The 18,345-nt window shown below is 28.0% G+C and carries 17 protein-coding genes; 2 read left to right on the top strand and 15 right to left on the bottom strand.

Annotated features, from left to right (window positions below):
• Window positions 1–5: 5 nt before the first annotated feature.
• Entirely contained in the window at window positions 6–1,334 is a 1,329-nt protein-coding gene (locus ACKTTV_RS13035) for a hypothetical protein (RefSeq protein WP_408031283.1), read from the bottom strand.
• A 95-nt stretch (window positions 1,335–1,429) separates the two neighbouring features.
• Complete coding sequence (locus ACKTTV_RS13030) at window positions 1,430–1,780, bottom strand: DUF6249 domain-containing protein (RefSeq protein WP_408031282.1); 351 nt, start codon at window positions 1,778–1,780, stop codon at window positions 1,430–1,432.
• Window positions 1,781–1,918: 138 nt separating this feature from the next.
• Here ACKTTV_RS13030 and ACKTTV_RS13025 point away from each other — a divergent pair, with 138 nt between their 5' ends.
• Both ACKTTV_RS13025 and ACKTTV_RS13020 read left to right on the top strand, forming a co-directional pair.
• Window positions 1,919–2,503: an RNA polymerase sigma factor gene (locus tag ACKTTV_RS13025; protein WP_408031281.1), complete on the top strand. Its 585-nt coding sequence runs from the start codon at window positions 1,919–1,921 to the stop codon at window positions 2,501–2,503.
• Window positions 2,490–2,900, top strand: coding sequence for a hypothetical protein (locus ACKTTV_RS13020; RefSeq protein ID WP_408031280.1), 411 nt, complete (start codon window positions 2,490–2,492; stop codon window positions 2,898–2,900). Before ACKTTV_RS13025 ends, ACKTTV_RS13020 begins: the two co-directional genes overlap by 14 nt.
• Window positions 2,901–3,168: 268 nt before the next feature.
• On the opposite strand, the gene ACKTTV_RS13015 is transcribed toward ACKTTV_RS13020, so the two are convergent.
• From ACKTTV_RS13015 to ACKTTV_RS12955, 13 genes are all read right to left on the bottom strand, one after another.
• A complete protein-coding gene (locus tag ACKTTV_RS13015; RefSeq protein ID WP_408031279.1) occupies window positions 3,169–5,520 on the bottom strand; it encodes a hypothetical protein in 2,352 nt (783 codons plus the stop codon).
• 161 nt (window positions 5,521–5,681) lie between these two features.
• Window positions 5,682–6,233 carry a hypothetical protein gene (locus ACKTTV_RS13010; RefSeq protein WP_408031278.1) on the bottom strand — a complete coding sequence of 184 codons (552 nt, stop codon included), beginning with the start codon at window positions 6,231–6,233 and terminating at the stop codon, window positions 5,682–5,684.
• Window positions 6,234–6,294: 61 nt separating this feature from the next.
• Window positions 6,295–6,978, bottom strand: coding sequence for a hypothetical protein (locus tag ACKTTV_RS13005; RefSeq protein ID WP_408031277.1), 684 nt, complete (start codon window positions 6,976–6,978; stop codon window positions 6,295–6,297).
• A gap of 215 nt (window positions 6,979–7,193) precedes the next feature.
• Window positions 7,194–7,880, bottom strand: a complete 687-nt coding sequence (locus tag ACKTTV_RS13000) for a DUF6796 family protein (protein WP_408031276.1) — start codon at window positions 7,878–7,880, stop codon at window positions 7,194–7,196.
• Between the two features lie 179 nt (window positions 7,881–8,059).
• Window positions 8,060–8,950, bottom strand: coding sequence for a carboxypeptidase-like regulatory domain-containing protein (locus ACKTTV_RS12995; RefSeq protein WP_408031275.1), 891 nt, complete (start codon window positions 8,948–8,950; stop codon window positions 8,060–8,062).
• Between the two features lie 101 nt (window positions 8,951–9,051).
• The gene (locus tag ACKTTV_RS12990) at window positions 9,052–11,592 is read right to left on the bottom strand and encodes a T9SS type A sorting domain-containing protein (protein ID WP_408031274.1); all 2,541 of its coding nucleotides are present in this window, start codon (window positions 11,590–11,592) and stop codon (window positions 9,052–9,054) included.
• 155 nt (window positions 11,593–11,747) lie between these two features.
• Window positions 11,748–12,032 (bottom strand): hypothetical protein, encoded by a 285-nt coding sequence (locus ACKTTV_RS12985; RefSeq protein WP_408031273.1) that lies wholly within the window; start codon window positions 12,030–12,032, stop codon window positions 11,748–11,750.
• A gap of 141 nt (window positions 12,033–12,173) precedes the next feature.
• Window positions 12,174–12,692: a hypothetical protein gene (locus ACKTTV_RS12980; protein ID WP_408031272.1), complete on the bottom strand. Its 519-nt coding sequence runs from the start codon at window positions 12,690–12,692 to the stop codon at window positions 12,174–12,176.
• Between the two features lie 287 nt (window positions 12,693–12,979).
• Window positions 12,980–13,285, bottom strand: coding sequence for a hypothetical protein (locus ACKTTV_RS12975; protein WP_408031271.1), 306 nt, complete (start codon window positions 13,283–13,285; stop codon window positions 12,980–12,982).
• A gap of 75 nt (window positions 13,286–13,360) precedes the next feature.
• Entirely contained in the window at window positions 13,361–14,179 is an 819-nt protein-coding gene (locus ACKTTV_RS12970; protein WP_408031270.1) for a hypothetical protein, read from the bottom strand.
• Window positions 14,180–14,343: 164 nt separating this feature from the next.
• The gene (locus ACKTTV_RS12965; RefSeq protein ID WP_408031269.1) at window positions 14,344–15,303 is read right to left on the bottom strand and encodes a hypothetical protein; all 960 of its coding nucleotides are present in this window, start codon (window positions 15,301–15,303) and stop codon (window positions 14,344–14,346) included.
• 198 nt (window positions 15,304–15,501) lie between these two features.
• Entirely contained in the window at window positions 15,502–16,947 is a 1,446-nt protein-coding gene (locus tag ACKTTV_RS12960) for an acyl-CoA thioesterase/bile acid-CoA:amino acid N-acyltransferase family protein (RefSeq protein WP_408031268.1), read from the bottom strand.
• A 168-nt stretch (window positions 16,948–17,115) separates the two neighbouring features.
• Window positions 17,116–18,297 (bottom strand): nuclear transport factor 2 family protein, encoded by a 1,182-nt coding sequence (locus ACKTTV_RS12955; RefSeq protein ID WP_408031267.1) that lies wholly within the window; start codon window positions 18,295–18,297, stop codon window positions 17,116–17,118.
• Between the last annotated feature and the right edge of the window lie 48 nt (window positions 18,298–18,345).

Raw genomic sequence — 18,345 nt, 5'->3', positions numbered from 1 at the left:
TTTAACTATTCCTGATAGTACCAAAATGGTATAATAACGTATTTTTTAAGGAGGGTATCTTTTTTCCTAAGAACTTTTCTTCTAACAGTCAAAAGATGCTTACCGTCTGATAGTCCTTTTGTAGGTAAATAAGTTTCAAACCCAGTTTGCCCCTTAATATTGGTACTAATTAGAAAATCCGAAGAACATTTTATTGTGTCAATATAAACTTCATGCATTGTATTGAAAACACTAACATATTTTCTGGCCAAGCTATCTCTTTTCTTTCTCGACTGAAAATTACTTCCATTTTGAAACTTAACCTTTGTTCTAAATCCTCTACGATCGTTTTTAGGTTTTAGCGTGGGATGAAATCTGTAAATTTTATCTTCTAAACTTTGACTAAAGGAAATGAACAACTTTAAATAAGGCTCAGTTATTGTTTTCGATTGAATGCTGGCTTTATCGACAATGTCTTCATCGTTAGTCAATAAATCTTCATACTTTGCTTTATCTAAATAAAGCATTGAACTCGTTTTAATATTATCTAAATGATTTGAAGTTTGGTATCGCGAAGATGTTAAGATGAAAATAAGAATATACATAGGAACTAAGAGAAAACTAATTCTCTTTGTAAATTTATCATCCAAAAAATTATAAACTAAAGCTCGGTATAGAAAGGATAGTGTAATAAAGCTAAATACCCAATAAAAGGGGAAATATATTTTAGAAAGCCACTTTTTCTTTTTAAGAAAACCTTGTGTCATAAAATCGATAAAGGTTAATATCATACCAATACTTATAAAGACAAGTAAAATGGCACCTATAGCAACTCTAGGACCTTCTGGCAGGCTTTCATTCTCAATAAAGAAAAATACGACCGCAATTATAGACAATACAACGAGTGCAATTGATATCACATAAAAAATAAGAAGAAAGGAAATAGCGAATAAAACACTACAATAATTTTCGAGTGTGGCTACATATTTATCAAAAGAAACAATTTTCTTTTTTAAATACTTCGTAAATCTACTATGGTACTTTAAATCATCAAACTCTATCTCACCAGACACGTACCTCAAACCAAGGGCACCAATCCACAACCCTCTTAATACTACATGAATTAATAAATTGAATAACAATATACCACAGGCTACTTTTGATATAAGTAACAATACGAAACTATAAATTTGGTCGTCGGCTTCAGCTTTTATCAAAGCAACTTGAATTTCTGGAAATGCACTTATGAGACCGAAAATAGCAAAACCTGAAATTATTAATTCGAGTTGCCAACTTTCCTGTTGAAGTTTATCAAGTAAACTTTTAAAGTCTTGATTATCATGGTTAGCGCTCATGGTTGTTTTCTTTTGGTTAAAGATACATAGTTTTATAAAACAACAAAACCATCACTGATTAGAGATGGTTTTATTGTTTTAAAAGCACGTGTATACTATTCCTTTTCAAGGTTTTTAGTAAGGTGAGACCCTATAAATAAACCAAGGCCTCCCATAAAGAAAATTAAGGCTGGGTAAATAGCTTCTTCCTTCAATAAAGTATATGTTGTTAAAATAAGTGCTAAAAACACGCCTAAACCAATTCCCATTAGTAATAAAGAAAGATTTAAAACGATAACTCTTCCTGTTAAGGTTGTTTTTCTTTGTCTTTCACCTTGCATGAATATTTTCGCATCCACACCTTTTTCAATAAGAGCTAAACGTTCTTTGTTTCTTGTGGAATAGAACAAATAAAAAACTCCAAAGATTACGGCGAATAAGAACATAAATACAATTGCAACTTCCATAAATATTATTTTTAATGATTATTTTATTGTGTTTGGTGGTATGACATTATCTTTGTTGTAAAGGTTACAAAAAAAATAAAAAATATTTTTTGAAAAAAATTGTAACCTTTTTTGAAAAGGAATAGTCAAAACAAAACAATGACTATTATAAACGACCAAACATATATTGACAAGACTCTGAATGGAGATGTAAATGCTTTTTCTTATCTTATTGAAAAGTATAAAGTAATGGTGTTTTCGTTGGCTATGAAAATGCTAAAAAATAAGGAAGAAGCTGAAGAGATAGCTCAAGATACTTTTATAAAAGCTTATAAAGGCTTAAAGAAGTTTAACGGAGAATCGAAATTTTCAACATGGTTGTATAAAATTGCTTATCGAAATTGTTTGGATAGCTTGAAAAAGATTACAAGAAATTATAATACAGAGGCTATTGATGAAACAAATAGTAATAAGATAAAGGAAACAACTGATATTTTAGAGTCGATTGAAAGAAAGGAGCGAGCCAAGGTAATGAAAGCTTGCATGGAAAAATTACCTGAAGAAGAACGGTCTATACTTTGGTCTTTTTATTTTGAAGAGTTAAGTTTGAATGAAATTACGGAAGTTACGGGATTGTCTATAGCAAATGTTAAAGTAAAGCTACACAGAGGTAGAAAAAGGCTTTTATCTATAGTTAAAAGAAATGTTGAACCAGAATTAATAAAGCATTATGGGAGAAAATAAACATGTTGATGAGCTGGATAATTTTATGAAAAAATATGTAAAGGAAATTGAGGTTGAATCTCCTTCGATTGACTTTACTAAAAATATAATGAATTCCATTAATACTATGGAAAATAGTGAGGTATTCAAAGCAAAACCATTGATTTCAACAAAGGTTTGGATTGTTTTGGGTGCGATTTTAATTGTATCAATGTTTTTCGTATCAAAAGGACAGTCATTCAGTGAAATGGTTACCATTCCAGAATTAGAAAACCTTCCTAGTTTTGATATTTCTAATATTTCAATACCTATTAATGTTTCCGATACCATGTTATATACCTGCTTCTTTTTTACCATTATGGTATTTGTTCAGATATATATGCTAAAGGATTTTCTTACGAGAAGGTCTAATTTATAAAGTGTTGTACAACTTATAAATGAAACTTTTGTAAATAGTATCATTACATTAATATGGTTACTACCAGAACGAATATCAAAGTTGTCCTATGTTTGCATAGTGATGGTTTTATTAAATTTTACATTTAAGATTTAATAAAAAAAGTAAGAAACGAACAGGTAATTAGTTCCTAAAGCAGTTCTAAATGTTTGTTCTTTTTCCTAAATGCGTAAAAGCATGAAAAGCTCATTAGATAAAAAGCCTGAATTTATTATAGAAATTTAATTAGTTATATTTTGATTGGTGTTACATTTATATGGGCATCTTGAATACCCTCGCATTTTCCTTTAAATGTTATGAATTTTGTTTCATTTGGTTTTAGTGTTATTATTTTACCTCTAGACTGAAATTTGTCACCTAAAGAATACATTTTTCTACCCAAATCAGCAACAATTCCTCCTAAGCCTGATTTTGTACCGTAACTTTCTATTTTTGCGAAGGTTTCTAATTTAAATTTATACGTTTTTTTTGAAGTGTTTTTAATTTTCACAATCATAGTATAATTTGTTCTATAATTTAAATCATGACCTTTATTAATTACTGCCCTATACCTATCTTTTCCAAATAAAACAGTTTCTTTTTCAAAATAAACCTCGTTATAAGAAGGAATTATCTTAGTATTATAATATACATTAGAAGATAATCTATAACTAATATCTTTTAAAAAGATTTTTCCTTGTATGTATTTATATTTTTTATTGTAAACATCATCAAAACCATAATATGGACTATATTTTAACTTCAATTTTTTAGGAGAATAGTTTTCTATATATGCTAATGAATTGTATTTTTTGTTTTCGTAATTTTTATAGAAAACTTTATTTATTAACTCTGTCCTTTCTTTAGAATTAAATGTGCTTTTTTGTTTTCCAAACACTTTTGTCGTAAACTCAAAAAAAGAGACATTAGAAACAAATTTTAATTTTTCAGCTAAACTTAAATCATCATAGTATTTTCTTAAATAATTTTTAATTTCATCTATGGTACTTTTATCCTCTCTATATTGAAAAATCATAAACTCCTTTAATCTAACATTGTTCTTTAGTAATGTATCTATTTTGAAAGACATAGAATGTCTATTTGAAGGGTAGAAGAAGTAAACATTTTCAAAATTTTCCCCAAAATTAGGGCTCCACTTGCCCTTTCTTTTTTCTTCTAGTATATAAACATATTTATACTCTTTTTCTTTTTTAGTTAAAGGTTCAGCTTCAAATACAACTTTCATTACCTTATTGCGAGGATAAGGTGTTTTTACCCATCCTTTTTCTGTTTGAACGAAATATGAATTTTCTATATTCTTTGAATATCTAGGAAAAGAGGCAAGTTTATTTTTTAACCTTTTAGCATAAGAAGAAGAAGGGTTTTTATCGATATATTCTTGAATGCTTCTGCGAGATTCTTTGCTAATGATACTATCAAATTCTTGTGCTTTTTTTATTTCTTTTACTTTTTGTAGGTTTTCTTTTGCTTTTTGTAAGTTTTCACTAGAAACTTCAGAAGAATATTTATTAATGTATATATTATATTCTTTAATGCTATTCTTTTCTAATGCTTTTTCAAAGTCTTTTTTTTCAGTTTTTATATAGGCTTTTCTTTTATTAAACAAACTACCATTTTCTCTAAAAATCAATATGTACTTACTATAAGCTTTTAGCTTGTTTTCCAAGAGGTTTTCATTAGCTAAATAAAAATTTTCAATTCTTTCAGTTTGAGAAGGGAATGCATAAATTAAAGCGTTGTATTGTGAATATGTGGCCTTAGAATTTAATAAGTATTTTGGTAAAATAAATTTTTTAACTTTTTCAATTTTTATTGAATCATCCGTAAAAACTCTCAATTCTTTTATATTCCCTAAAGCTTCAGAGGGAATGGAATTTTGTAAAGTAGAAAATTTTTGTAGCGCAAATAGATTGTGATTTCCTTTTGGATAAGTATCAAAGTAACTCTTTAATTCTTTTCTAGTGGAGGATTTAGAGATCAACATTAATTCAGTTTGCGATTTAATTTCTTGATGATTTGGACCATCATTGAAAATGTTTAAATAATTTTTATTAAAATCATAACTATCAATTTCAGTTAGAAATTCTAATATATGAGCTTGAAGAATCTTTTTATAATATTTATCTTTCTTCCCATTAGGGTATTTAATTAAGTATATTAAGAATAGATACTTTCTAAAAGCAACATAGTCCTTAAATTTTTCATCTCCATTTTTAAATTTCCAATCGTCATTATGTTTTTTTAAAGTCTTGTTTATCTCTCTTCTTAATTCTTTTTCTTTATACTTTTCATAATTTTCTTCTATGTAATAATTACTCTGACTTTTACTATAAGTGATTTGTCTTTCCTTCGAAAAGAAAGAAGGTGTTACATATAAGGTAGTTTTTGGGGAGCAATTATATAGATTAAATTCACCAAATCGATTTGTATAAACTTTATTTAAACTCCCATGTTTATCAGTGTATTTAATTTCAGTATATGAAACAGGAATATTATTTATGAAGATTCTACCTAATGAATTAAAATCCTGGCTATAAAGATTGTTAGCTAATACAAGCAACAAAAATATATAATTTTTCATTTGAAGAGTTTTATACACATGTCTAGTACTTGCAATATAATTAATTACCGTTAAGATATGACTTAGTTGTGGAATTATCCGTAGGGTTATTCCGTTTGGAAATCAGTCTTTTATTTTTGCATGGTATAAAACCATAAATTATAACCGCTATAAGAAATGTTTTAGTAAAGCTGTCCTAAATAGGTTTTGATCTCACCTTTCTCGACTTCTTTAAAATATGAGATGGTTGTATATGAATTATACATTAGGTTATATAGCATTGTCCCAATAACAATAACACTATTGTCTTTTAGTTTTATATAAACAAAATTGGGATTTACAAATGCAGTGTTTTCTATATCGAGCTTTTTGAATTTCATATTATTTTTTTTTTCAAATTCTGCAATATATTTTTTTCTTGGATCGGTAACAATTTTAACAGATTTGTCAGGGTTTTCCTTATAATTTCGTACATAATAAGTTATCCCAATAATATTTTTACCGTCTTTATGATGTACCAAATACTTTCTATTGTCGATATCACCTTTACGTCCAAACTCATCTATATTAAAAATATCTTTAGCTTTATCAAAAGTGATGGGAAGTTCAAACATTTTATCATTTAACTCCAATGCACTTTCCACAGACTGATTATCAAAATACCCATTTTTTTTCTTAGGGTTGCATGAAACTACTATCAATCCTGTAATTAGAGTAATTATTATATTTTTCATATTAATTTATATACTTTGTTGTGGTGTTGTTTCCTAATCTAATAATTAAATTTTCGTCCAATCAATTTTTATTTTTTAGTTTTATTCTTTCCCAAATTTTATGTTTGGACAAATTATCAAGTTCTACTAGCTCATTTTTTTTAATAAAATGATACAATTGTTTAAACATGTCTAAACATTCATTCAAATACTTTATTTCAATTTCCTTATGTTCAGTTTTCTCTAAATAATCTAAAGACCTTTTCACAAATAGAATTACTACATCATATTGCCTTCCCTGAGTTAGAAAAAATATATGATTAACGTAAGTTAGAAATTCGTATTCAGGTATATTTCTTTTAAAATATTTTCGAGGTGTTACTTTATTTATTCGTTCTATATAATAATCAATATTGAAATTAATAGGAGACCAATCTAAAAATAAAAATTGATCTAAATTCTCACCATTCAGGTTCGTTAATTCTGTATAGTGTCCGATGGGGACATCACAATCTGGCCCATAAAGTTTTTTTGAGTATATGTTTATTTTCGTAGCTATTATTGGATGATTGTCTTTATCTATTTGAAATTCGTACCTACCAAATTCGAAAATTAAATCAGTTTTTTTATTTCCTTCTAAAAAATCGATACCGAGTTCTTTGTCAAACTCAATACAAGCATCAAGCTCGTCATGAACAAACTTTAAAGCCTTTTCTTTAAGAAAATGCTTTTCAGCAAATTGCAGTAATTGATTTTGAATTGTCATATTCAATGAAAGTTATGGTTTAGTGTATGGTGAGTAGGGCAGTAAAAAGTGAAAACCTCACAAGTTTGTATTGAGCTAAAATCCTATGTTTGGCTTTTACAGTCCTATTTGCTATGTACTGTGTTTTTTCATTCTTTTTTTGTGGTGATATTGCATATATCGTTTAGTAAAATAAAGCATAGCCTGCCGATAAACGGCTATAGTTTCATGTACTTTTAAGATTGGTCTTTACTAAAATCGGTCTTTGATGTAGGCCAAGATACCCAAACTGCCATGGCAAAAAATATTATTAATCCAATAGTACCTGATCCTGGTATAATATAACCACCCCATGGGCTCGGTATCATTTTAACTACTAATATAGGGATTAATACCATTAACAATGGAGAAGCAATTACCATCCAACGTGCATAAAGTGTTTTTCCAGATAGGATAAGTACAGCGATCCATAGTGAAGATAAAATTACTGTAGGCATAATTATCATATGAGTACCGTCAAGAACTTGCATCAGCTGTTCGCTTAGTAAGCTATTTGAGCTGTTATTTGCGGACTCAAATCCGAGGGCATACAATATAGCAGCATAATGGTAACCGGGGAATAGAGCAAGTGCATATCCAAGCAAAATTACTGGTATTGTTGCTAGAACTCGTCCAGCGGGCTCTAATGCACGATAAAGCGGCCATAACCCTAATAAATATAAAGGCAAAGTAGCATAGCCTAAAAGACTTCCCCAGTAAAGAGGTTCATAAGCTAGCTTACCTGTACGGATTACATCTATGATACCAACTGCTGATCCAGGTGCAAACTCACCCCGAAGCATGTGGTCAGAAATATAGGTAAGAACTCCTCCAAAAATTGCTAGAAGCCCTGCTGTCTTGAATAAAGTTGTTTGTTTTTTCATTTATTAATTTTTTCATATTTGTTCAATAGCTTGCAGGTAACAGTCTCTTAATAGTCGTCAGTTACAGGTTTAATTGCTTTTTTTAGATTAAGAACTACCAAAGTTAGTAATTCCGAGGAGATTCGAACCTAGTCGTATCCGCAGTAATTGCGGTTAGATATTGTTACTCACAGTATTTTTTAATTTATTAGTGTCAATTCAATTGCAGGTAAATGATATTTATTCTCAAATTTTCGACTTGTACTTTTACTTTGCCAAACCTTTCTCCATTTACCTTGGTTGAATATCCAACTATTTTCATCTGTCTCTGCTGGAATAGTTCCGATTGCAGGCTCATAAGATATTCCTTCAAGTTTTTTTCTTGAATCTTTCATTGTATAATTATACTCATGTTTATTTTCTTCAATTATAAGCCATTCAATAGCTATAAAAAAACCTCTTTCAGGAAATTCAATATTTAGCTCAGAAACATCTATTTCAGTTGTTTTCTTTCCTTTTTTAGCAATTCCAACTATATTTTGGTCATGAATATAGTTTTCTGGTTCTCCATTTTTGTTTATGTTATAAAGACGAATATTAAATTTAGAATCTTTTACATTACTTTTTGTTAGAATTCTTATTTTTTTCAAAAAAGGCGTATTTGCATATTGTTCATTATATTTAAAAAACCTAGCAGTAATCCAAGGTTTTATTCCACAACCAAAGTAATGATTGATTTTAGACTTTTTGAATTCTCCAATTGTTAATTCTTGTGTTGATTTTTTTGAACTGATAATTATCTCGTCCAATTCAGTTGTTATAGGTTTTAATTCAAGAGGTTCTTTTATTGAATCCGATGATATTTTTTTTGTCTCAAAACCGATTGCAGAAAAAATAATAATTTTTGTATCATCAATTTCTAATTTAAATTCTCCTTTTTCATTTGAAGTTGTTCCAACATTTTCATTTTCTACCCAAATATTTACGTAAGGTATTTTTTCCTTTGTTTGGTTATTAATAATCACCGATTTTAACTGACAAAAACTTAGAATTGGAATATGTAAAAATGTTATTACTAGTAGTTTTTTCATATTATGGGCAACAATAGTGTATTGTTATTTGAGAATTTTTAGTTGTAAAGTTAATTATACACGATGTTGTAGCAAGTTTTTATCGCCAGTACTTTTCGTATTTACTCTTTAATTATTTTATAAACCGATTTTTGATTAGAGCTTTTATTTTTAAGAGAAAAAAGATAAATACCTTTGGTCAAAAAAGATAAGTCTAATTTCTTTTCCGATGTTGTTTTTTTTAGAATTGACTTACCATTTATAGAAAATAACTCTATATCATAGATTTTTCCTTCTTGATTATTCCAACTTATAGAATGTAGAAAAGGATTAGGATATATTTGTAATTGATTCAGATTATTATCATTTACAATGTCTTCAATATCGAGAGTTCCAGAAACATTATTGTAAACGGAAATTAATCCTTGAAATGGAGAAAAATTGTCTATAAACAAGTCTTTTTTACCATCATTATTATAATCATATAAAAGTAAATCTCCTCTTGGGTTGGGGTCTGAAAAGTCATATGAAGCTGAGTAAGAATCAATTTCAACTTTTGAGAAGCTTAAGTAATCTGTTGTTGTATAATAAAAAACATTGTTATTGTAAGAAGTGTAATTCCATGCATATATTTCATTAACTCCGTCACCATCACCATCATAAAATTCGATGTCTTCAATATTTAAATCCTCAATGACAATTGATTCAAAGTTATTATTTCCATCATTTTTAAAAAATAAAAATTTAGTATCGTAATATGGGTTCGGATTTGTGTTATATATAAAAAAATCTAAATCACCATCTTGATCAAAATCATGAGTTTTTATATGACCTCTGCCATAATCACCACCAATAAATAAAGCAACACTACTTGCAAATAAATTACCATTCTGATTCTCTAATATGCTTACTTCTGTATACCATTGATTATTTTTATAATAATGACTTAAATCTAAAATATCTATTTGATTATCATTATTGAAATCAGCGAATGCTAATGAGGTAGATGAAATATTATCTCCATTATTAATGGGCAAAGGCTGTAAATCGTCAAAATTGTTTCCATTATTATTTCTTGACCAATTATATACAGTACGACTTTCTTCATCTCTACCTGAGAAGAGGAAATCCTTAAATCCATCACTATCAATATCAACAAAAAAGATGTCTGCCGTTAAATTATCTGTAAGAGAAATTGATTGAATAAATTCAAAATTATCATTACCTAAGTTTTTATAGATTTTCGCGTAATTGCCTCCCATAAAGTCAATAACATCACCTAAGCCATCATTATTGATGTCAGTAATATGATTTATAGTATAAGTAGATGCGTTAGGATTAGATATTACACCTATTAAATTTCTCATGCCACTTAATTCGCCGCCAGTTTTTTTCTCGAAAAAACCTAACCCATTTTGAGTACCTACACAAATATCATTAACGCCATCTCCATTCATGTCTATAACAGAAAAATCGTTTGGTCTAACGAGTTGTTGAATACAAATAGTTTTATCAATTGGATTATTTATATCATTATTAATGAAAATCATTTTGTTTTCATTAAAGTTTGAAGTAAAAGTGAAATCTAGATTGCTATCATTGTTAAGGTCTAAGAAATTAAACTGGTTTAAATTAAATGAATTTATTTCAAAATTAGCCAATACTATCTCGGCATTACTAAATACACCATTCTGGATATTGAATTTATATATATTATGATGGCTCTCTGTAGTTAATAATGCAACATAAACTGAATAATCTCCACTTCCTTCATTTTCAATATAAATTGAACGATTATTTTCGTAATTGGTGTTGAATGGAATATGGTCAACAACCATTAGGTCATTTAAAACGATAAATTCTTCTGTAATTGCATCAAAATTGAAATATTTTGCCCAAACGGCTCCATTTTTCATATATAATATATCCTTGTATCCATTTCCATCTAAATCAATTAATCCAAATGACTCCAGAGAAGATGTAGCATTTAAGTTAGTTGGTTGAATGAAACTATCAGAATCTTCATCATATAAGTGAATTTTTAATTCATTATAATCCCATATATAGAAATCTAAATCACCATCATTATCAAAATCTTCAATTTTATGGATATAGTTGAATGTTCCTACTGGAATTAAAAATTCAGCGGGTTCCAATCCGCCTGACTGATTATTAAGTAGTACATAAGCGTCATTGTTATTATTAATGGTAATCAAATCCATAAAACCATCACTATTATAATCAACTTTTATAGGGTGAATTGTATATGAACCGTTAAAACTTTGAACGTTTTGTTCTTCACCAAAAGTATCATTTTGTAAATTATATAAAACGCCTATGGTATTATATTGTTTGTAAGTTATTAAATCGGGAAAACCATCATTATTTAAATCTAAAGATACAATAGGGTTTATGCCAGAACCAAGAAATTTTGATGGATTAGTATTAAAATCACCCCTTTCATTCTTTTGAAGCAAAAAATTCCCAGAACTAGTACCATGTTTTATTAAGTCTAAATCACCATCAAGGTCGAAATCATCGTAAATAATATTAACGCTTAAAGAATCATAATCGTAAATATTGATTTTGTTTTCAAAATTTACTTGTCCAAATACTGTGTTAAAAATGAATAGCATTGAGCTAAAAAGTAGTATTTTTTTCATTTAATTTTTTTTAATTATTATTCAATAAATGCTGCAACGTTTTGGTTAAGCCGCGTTTTAATGCAGTTTAGTTTTTCTTAGCTATAGATATTTATTATTTCAATATTAGAATAAATCGTTATCTGAACTTACTTAATTGTAAGGTTACAACTTTCTTATTTTGCATATATTCCTGCAAGGATAAAAAAAATAGGTGTAATAATTAAAAGTGCAAATCCAATTTTTCTAATTAATATTTTCCTATTCAATTTATCAATGATTTTTTCATCAGAAGTTAAAGAAATAGCTTTTCTAATATGTTTGAAACCATAATGAGGTTTATTACAAATTATTTCAGAGGTTTTTATTTTAGATATAACCAAACTTGGGTTTGATACTTGAACTAAAAAAAATCCTAAAACCCAAGAAGAAATCATTAGTATAGAAAATATTTTATTCATTTATTTATAGCAATGTGTTAATACATGAAAAGGAGCGAATTTAAATCGAAAATTTTCATAGCAAATTGAATTTCAAATTTAGTAAAATGTTTTATTCAGAGTATAAATAAAGCAATTTTTTTAAGCTTTTGTGAGCAAATGTTACTTTGGTTTACTAATGAAATAATCTAATTCTCTAGATATTATTGAGTCAATTCCATTTAATCTTCTCAAACTAAGATTCAATTTGATAGTGTCTTTCAATTTCTGATCTATTATTTCAACAAAACTTCCATATTCATATTTAACTTGTCTACTAAATTTATAACCATATTTTTTCAGGTTATTATTTAAATCAATGATGTTTTCGTTATCAATTACAGTTGAACATAGCTCTTTGAAGCCCATATTTTCTTTGACTTTTAAAGTGTCTAAAAAATAAACAAATCCTTTAGCTACAACATTATTTAAGTCGTCAACATAGACTTGATAATAATTCCTTAACCGTCCTTCTTTCTGTTGTAAATTATAATAACCACAACCTACACTTATTTTGTCATATCCATCATTTTTAAGATCTCTAATTGAAATGTCAAAGATGTCATCAAAAGCATTATAGGTGGGAGAGGGGTTGCAACTATTTGATATTATTAGAATTAGTATTACCAGGCTCTTTTTCATTTGTTGAGAATATTTTCTAACGTTTAGTTACATGTTTAATTTACAAAATTTAGAATTAAACAACTAGCTTTATAAAAAATCACTTTCCTTTGGTATATCAAGGAATAGCAGTTAACTATAAACTTTATTAGCTTTTAGTTGAGACACATTTGATTGAACACATATTATTATTACTATTATTCCGCTTTTCAATTTCACAAACTTGCTCAAATTCTGCATGAATTATGATTCCATTCTATTCTATCAATGTTATTATAATATGGCATTATTAATTCCTCTAATTTTTTTCATTGTGATTTTGTCAAAGAATGTCCTTTCGCTGGATACGTTTTGGTTGGTCTAATAGCCAATTCAATTAGTAATTCTTTTATTATTTCGTTTCGGTCAATTCCACGTGATAATATTTTGAAGGTTGTGTTATTCTGAATAACAGGTCTGTCCCAATTCGAATTCTCAAAGAGTTGGGAAGAAATTGAAAAAACATGAGTAACTGCAATCCAATCATCAGGAATAATCTCGATAATTGCTTTCACATCCTTTCTCGAGATGGAATGATTTGGTTCGTTATTTATTTTTTCGGTTATGATTTTCATTCTTTTGAACAAATAAAGCTAACTTTTAGTGTAAAATGCATTTTTTACATTTTTACACCTTATTATGCGCAGATTTTATTCGTGTTTTTCGTAATAATACTTTTCTATTTTAAAGTTCATTCCGTTTCCTAATGATACTTTTGAGGTTAAATTATTCTCATCATCGTATTCAAATTTTTCTTCCCATTGTTTTAAAACAATTTTCTTTCCATTTAGTATTACATTTCGTTTTCTATGATACTTTTTTCTAATTAATCTTCCTTTCGAATCATATTGATAAGAAGTTTTATATTTCTTTCCATTAATCTTACTGATTAACTTTTTTAATTTTCCGTTTTTATATTCATATTCGGATTCTGAAATTTGTTTACCAGTTGAATTAAAGCTTTGGGTACTTGAATATAAATTATTATTGTTGTAATTGAACTTATAGCTCAAGTAAAATTCGTTAGTTTTTTTATTAAGGTTATATAGCTCAATATTTTGATCTTTTTCGTTATAGGTCCTTTTTTGATGTCCTAATACTTCTCCATTTTTCTTCGTTTGTTTATATAATATTTGATTACCATTTTTATCATATTCATAATGTAAAATCGAAGACACTGTTCCATTTTCTTTATATCCAGTTTGCTTAATCATTAAATCTTTTTCGTTGTGCTCAATAATGTATTTAAAAACAATTTTATTTCCTTCTAATCTTAAATCCTCTATATGATTTCCTTTTTTATCGTAAATATCAATTCCTGTTTTAATACTGTCGCCTTTTTCATTGTATTGATAAGTTGTGATTTTTTCGATATTGTTTTTTTTAATTAACTCTTTTTTCTTGTAACTCTCATTTTGGGCATTAAGAAATGAAGTAGATAGAAGTAAAATTATCAGTAGATTTTTCATAAAAATTTCATTTGTTTTTGGAATTTGCACATAACGGTATTGTATAAGAATAATAACGGATTTTATGCACTTACTTTTCGGTTTGTTACTGTCTTCTGATTTATAAATTCATTTATTTTTAAGCGATTAAACCGCTATTATCTCTATACAATGTTGTGCTTTCGTTATTTTTTTGATTTATTAAATTCAATATTGACTATTCGAATCTTAACTTCTTCATTAGTTTTTTCCACTCTCCAAAATGAATTATCATTATCAATAAATAAGTTATCTGAAATAGTGTTCAATTCAAATTTTGTACTATCAATATTTGTTTGATAAAATAATTTATTGTTATTGTCAGAAATACTGATTATATAATTGGGATAATCATTATTTGTCCATTGTCCTATTATGGAGTTGTTGTCATTTAAGTCAATTCGTAAATTACTTTTCTCCAAACTGTTATTTAATAAACTGTCTATTTTTTTGAGTATTTTCTGAGCCCTTATTTTGTCTTTCAAAATAAATCCAATATGTTGACTTACTAAAACATAATAATATTTCGCCTCATTTTTGTACCTGAAATCATTAAGCATAAAGTCTATCATTTCATTATTTTGATTATCTGGTACTTTTGAAGAATACCATTCGTAATTATTCACTCTTTTCTTTTCATTCTCAATTGAGATACTTTTTATAAGTTCTATGTAATCTTCATTAAACTTATTGTCGTAAAAATTGCTTAATGCGCTAACTGTGGATTTATATTTATTTGGTATTGAGTTAATTTCAGAAATTAGGTTATTATATGCAACTCGTTTTTTTCCTCCTCCTAAATACCAAGTAGTGGCATTAGTAAGATTTGGGTAACTCGATTTCGAGTAATCTTCATAAGTTAGTTTTTCGTTTATAATTAAATCAAATATTCTTTGCTTATAAGAGTAAAATTCGAGTTGATTATTAGACATCGCAATAAAATACTCTAAATCTTTGGCTACTTCCCTCATCAAACTAGTAGTCCTTTTTTCTACTTGATAATCCTGATTTTTATTGTTGATGTATAATGCGATTAATATTCCCAAAACCACAAGTAAAATCTCTCCAATAGCATATTTTAAATACCTTCCGATTTTTTTTGTCATTAATAAGTTCTGTCTAATTTTTCTAAAAAGTGTTATCATTGATTAGCGATTTGTCATAATGAATCACAACGTTAAGTGTATGATTAGTTGCGCTATTTTTTCTCAAATGTAACTAAAAATTAATAGCTTTAGTTTTAGCGGATACTTTATAAAGTAACTTAAACCTAGCAATTAATTATACATTTTGCTACCAACTTTTTACTTTTCAAATTCGATGTTTTCAAATTGTTTATTTAAAAAAATAAATATCCTATTCCATGAATCTATTGAAGCTAAAGCGTTTCCTTGAAAATTGCCACCTGATTTCCAAGTTTTGATATTTGAAAAATCTACTTGCGGTATAAATGGTAGTTCATCAAATTGGTGACCTGCATTTTCATATGAATAATGGTTAATTTCATATTTAAATTTATACTGTTTCGCCCTAGCTTGAATTTGGTTACTCATCATTGTAGATGGCCATTGTTGGTCATCTTTTCCAGAGAGTAATAAAATCGGACATTTTATATTTTCTACTTGAATCAAACTTTCTTTAATCCTTTTCGTGTTTTTAAATGCACTTAACATATAGGGAAGTTGACTTTGTGTTTTACCTTTGCTACTCTTTAAGTATCTAATAGCTTCAATTAATCCTCCTCTAGCTCTAGGTATACTTTTATCTTTATATTTCCAAGAGGACTTGAAATAGCGTTTAGAACTCCAAGTAACACTTGAACCAACTTCAGAAACTAGAGCGTTAATGTCATTGTATTTTGATGCATACAACAAAGCATACTCGGCACCTTTAGATCTACCAATAAGTGCAATTTTAGAAGAGGCAACACTTGGCTGAATTTTTAACCAATTTATAGCATTATGAAGATATTCTAAAGGAACATCCTCTAATTGTTCAGGTAGGTTTTTTGTGCCAAAATATTTTAAATCCAATACATTAAATCCTTTAGATGCTAAATATTTTGATTTTCGATGTTGAAAATTACCACCAGAGCCTGCTAATAAAACAATTGTAGGTCTTGGACTATTTGTTTCATTCTGATAAAAATTGGCAACTATTTTATTACGAATTTCTGTTTTTGAAATGTTGTAATTCTCTATGTTTTCATAACTTTTTCTTAGAATCGAAGTAGCTAACGTGTCTCCGTTTGCTGTGCTAAAAACAACATTAAATAGTAAGTTGGTATTAAAATTAAATGAACTTATTTTTTCAGGTTTTAAAGACCAAAAAAGACCCATTGAATGAATTCCCTTGTATGAACTTGCTTCTAGAGGTTCTTGCCTTTTAGGATTTATTTCTCCCAACTCATTTGCCTGAAAATAAGCTGTTGATTGCCAAAGTATATCTTTCGAATCTCTTACAGATAGTTTCAAAGACCCAAGTTGAAACGGTTCTAATTCTCTAACATGTATATTTACTTTATCGTCAGCATATGAAACTTTTGGGGTTATGGTTAATATTCCTTTTTTACCAGTTTCAATTTCTAAGGTTTTACAGGGTTTTGTATTAGAATTAAAAAGTTGACTGTTAATTGGGGAAGAAGGATAAGGCGTAATACATATATAAATTAGACTCATTAAAATGACAACCAATAAAATGGTAAGAGAAATAATTTTCAATACATTCTTTATAATAATTAATATTTTCATTAATTCATAGTCAATCTGTTAATGCCTCTTGTGTTTTAATTGCTGGTAACTTGTTATATCCCCACAGATATAACCTTTATCCTCTATATATTTCCGGATAACCACATAAAACCATTGTTATTATCCGAGATTTTTATTTTACTAAATTATGTCAAAAACCTATTTGTTTTATCTTATAAATCGAACACTGGTAATTTTCCCATTATTCATTTCATAGATAGCAACGGCTGTGAATTTACGCCCATTCGCCGTAACCAATTCTTCATCTATTACCACATTCCCTTTTACAACTCTCTTGGTAACATGTGCATTTAAATCTGTTACTTCTTTGAATTTTGTTCCATATCTTTTTCTCATTTCATCTTTTCCAACATAATCTAAGGTATTTGGAAATGTGTATATCTTTACCTCATTTGCAAAAGGCTTTAAGAAAGCTTCAATATCTCTATTGTTGTAGGCATCTAGTTGTTCTTGTGCTAGGGCTTCGGGTGATTTTTCTGCAACCATGGCTAATTTTGTTCCGTTTTTATTAACTGTTATTCTTGAAATATTATAGATATTCTTGTTCTTGAACTCGTAAAAAAGGGTAGGAGTCATATCTTTTTTAGGGCTAAACTGTAATAGTTTGGTTCCAGAAGCTATTAAAAGCGTTCCATTGGGTAACCAGCATACATCTTGGTTATTACCAATATTAACTATCTTTTCAGTTTTAAGAGACTTTGGGTTTAACGACCAAACCTCCCAAGATTTTCCAACTTTTTTCGTAAAACTAACCAACTTGGTATTTGGAATTTTATGAATAGAACGTCCGGATTCCTTGGCAACAAGATAGTTTTTCCCTTTTTTAAGGTCACTTTTATACAGGTGTAAAGAATCATTAATAATTACCGAAGAAATCAATGTTGATTTATCATACCAAGTAGGGTAGGCCACAACAAAATCTTCAATCAACATTTTGTGATCTCCTGAATTGTAATTGTATTCATATATGGCTTGTTTTCCATCGCTGTCAAGACGCACTGCCGAAACATTGTTTGAGTTGGGAATGCGTTGAGGAGAATATTCGCCACCTTGTTCAGTTTTATTTATAAACGATGTTTTACCATTTGAAATTGAATATTTTCGAATGTCTGGATACTTATTTCTTTCTGAAGAAAATAAAATCGTGTTATCATCATAAAAATGAGGTTGACTGTCATAACCATCATTATTCGAAATATTTATTGGGTTTGATAATACCCATTGATCGTTTTGGCTTTCCTGAAGGTCAAACAAATAAATTTCAGTATCTATTTGAGCATGCATGGATACTGTTAATAGTATGAGTAAAGAAAAAGACAACTTTTTCATATATGTGCTTTAGTTGATTAAATTATGAGTCAATAATATATAAAATCG

It is taken from the genome of Tenacibaculum xiamenense (assembly GCF_964513065.1).
Lineage (GTDB): Bacteria > Bacteroidota > Bacteroidia > Flavobacteriales > Flavobacteriaceae > Polaribacter > Polaribacter xiamenense.
This window is presented reverse-complemented; position numbering and strand designations above follow the sequence as displayed.

What these genes read in the sequence shown, in the direction of transcription:
- ACKTTV_RS13035 (WP_408031283.1), bottom strand. Translation starts at nt 1,334, where the DNA reads ATGAGCGCTAACCATGATAATCAAGACTTTAAAAGTTTACTTGATAAA.
- ACKTTV_RS13030 (WP_408031282.1), bottom strand. Translation starts at nt 1,780, where the DNA reads ATGGAAGTTGCAATTGTATTTATGTTCTTATTCGCCGTAATCTTTGGA.
- ACKTTV_RS13025 (WP_408031281.1), top strand. Translation starts at nt 1,919, where the DNA reads ATGACTATTATAAACGACCAAACATATATTGACAAGACTCTGAATGGA.
- ACKTTV_RS13020 (WP_408031280.1), top strand. Translation starts at nt 2,490, where the DNA reads ATGGGAGAAAATAAACATGTTGATGAGCTGGATAATTTTATGAAAAAA.
- ACKTTV_RS13015 (WP_408031279.1), bottom strand. Translation starts at nt 5,520, where the DNA reads ATGAAAAATTATATATTTTTGTTGCTTGTATTAGCTAACAATCTTTAT.
- ACKTTV_RS13010 (WP_408031278.1), bottom strand. Translation starts at nt 6,233, where the DNA reads ATGAAAAATATAATAATTACTCTAATTACAGGATTGATAGTAGTTTCA.
- ACKTTV_RS13005 (WP_408031277.1), bottom strand. Translation starts at nt 6,978, where the DNA reads ATGACAATTCAAAATCAATTACTGCAATTTGCTGAAAAGCATTTTCTT.
- ACKTTV_RS13000 (WP_408031276.1), bottom strand. Translation starts at nt 7,880, where the DNA reads ATGAAAAAACAAACAACTTTATTCAAGACAGCAGGGCTTCTAGCAATT.
- ACKTTV_RS12995 (WP_408031275.1), bottom strand. Translation starts at nt 8,950, where the DNA reads ATGAAAAAACTACTAGTAATAACATTTTTACATATTCCAATTCTAAGT.
- ACKTTV_RS12990 (WP_408031274.1), bottom strand. Translation starts at nt 11,592, where the DNA reads ATGAAAAAAATACTACTTTTTAGCTCAATGCTATTCATTTTTAACACA.
- ACKTTV_RS12985 (WP_408031273.1), bottom strand. Translation starts at nt 12,032, where the DNA reads ATGAATAAAATATTTTCTATACTAATGATTTCTTCTTGGGTTTTAGGA.
- ACKTTV_RS12980 (WP_408031272.1), bottom strand. Translation starts at nt 12,692, where the DNA reads ATGAAAAAGAGCCTGGTAATACTAATTCTAATAATATCAAATAGTTGC.
- ACKTTV_RS12975 (WP_408031271.1), bottom strand. Translation starts at nt 13,285, where the DNA reads ATGAAAATCATAACCGAAAAAATAAATAACGAACCAAATCATTCCATC.
- ACKTTV_RS12970 (WP_408031270.1), bottom strand. Translation starts at nt 14,179, where the DNA reads ATGAAAAATCTACTGATAATTTTACTTCTATCTACTTCATTTCTTAAT.
- ACKTTV_RS12965 (WP_408031269.1), bottom strand. Translation starts at nt 15,303, where the DNA reads ATGACAAAAAAAATCGGAAGGTATTTAAAATATGCTATTGGAGAGATT.
- ACKTTV_RS12960 (WP_408031268.1), bottom strand. Translation starts at nt 16,947, where the DNA reads ATGAAAATATTAATTATTATAAAGAATGTATTGAAAATTATTTCTCTT.
- ACKTTV_RS12955 (WP_408031267.1), bottom strand. Translation starts at nt 18,297, where the DNA reads ATGAAAAAGTTGTCTTTTTCTTTACTCATACTATTAACAGTATCCATG.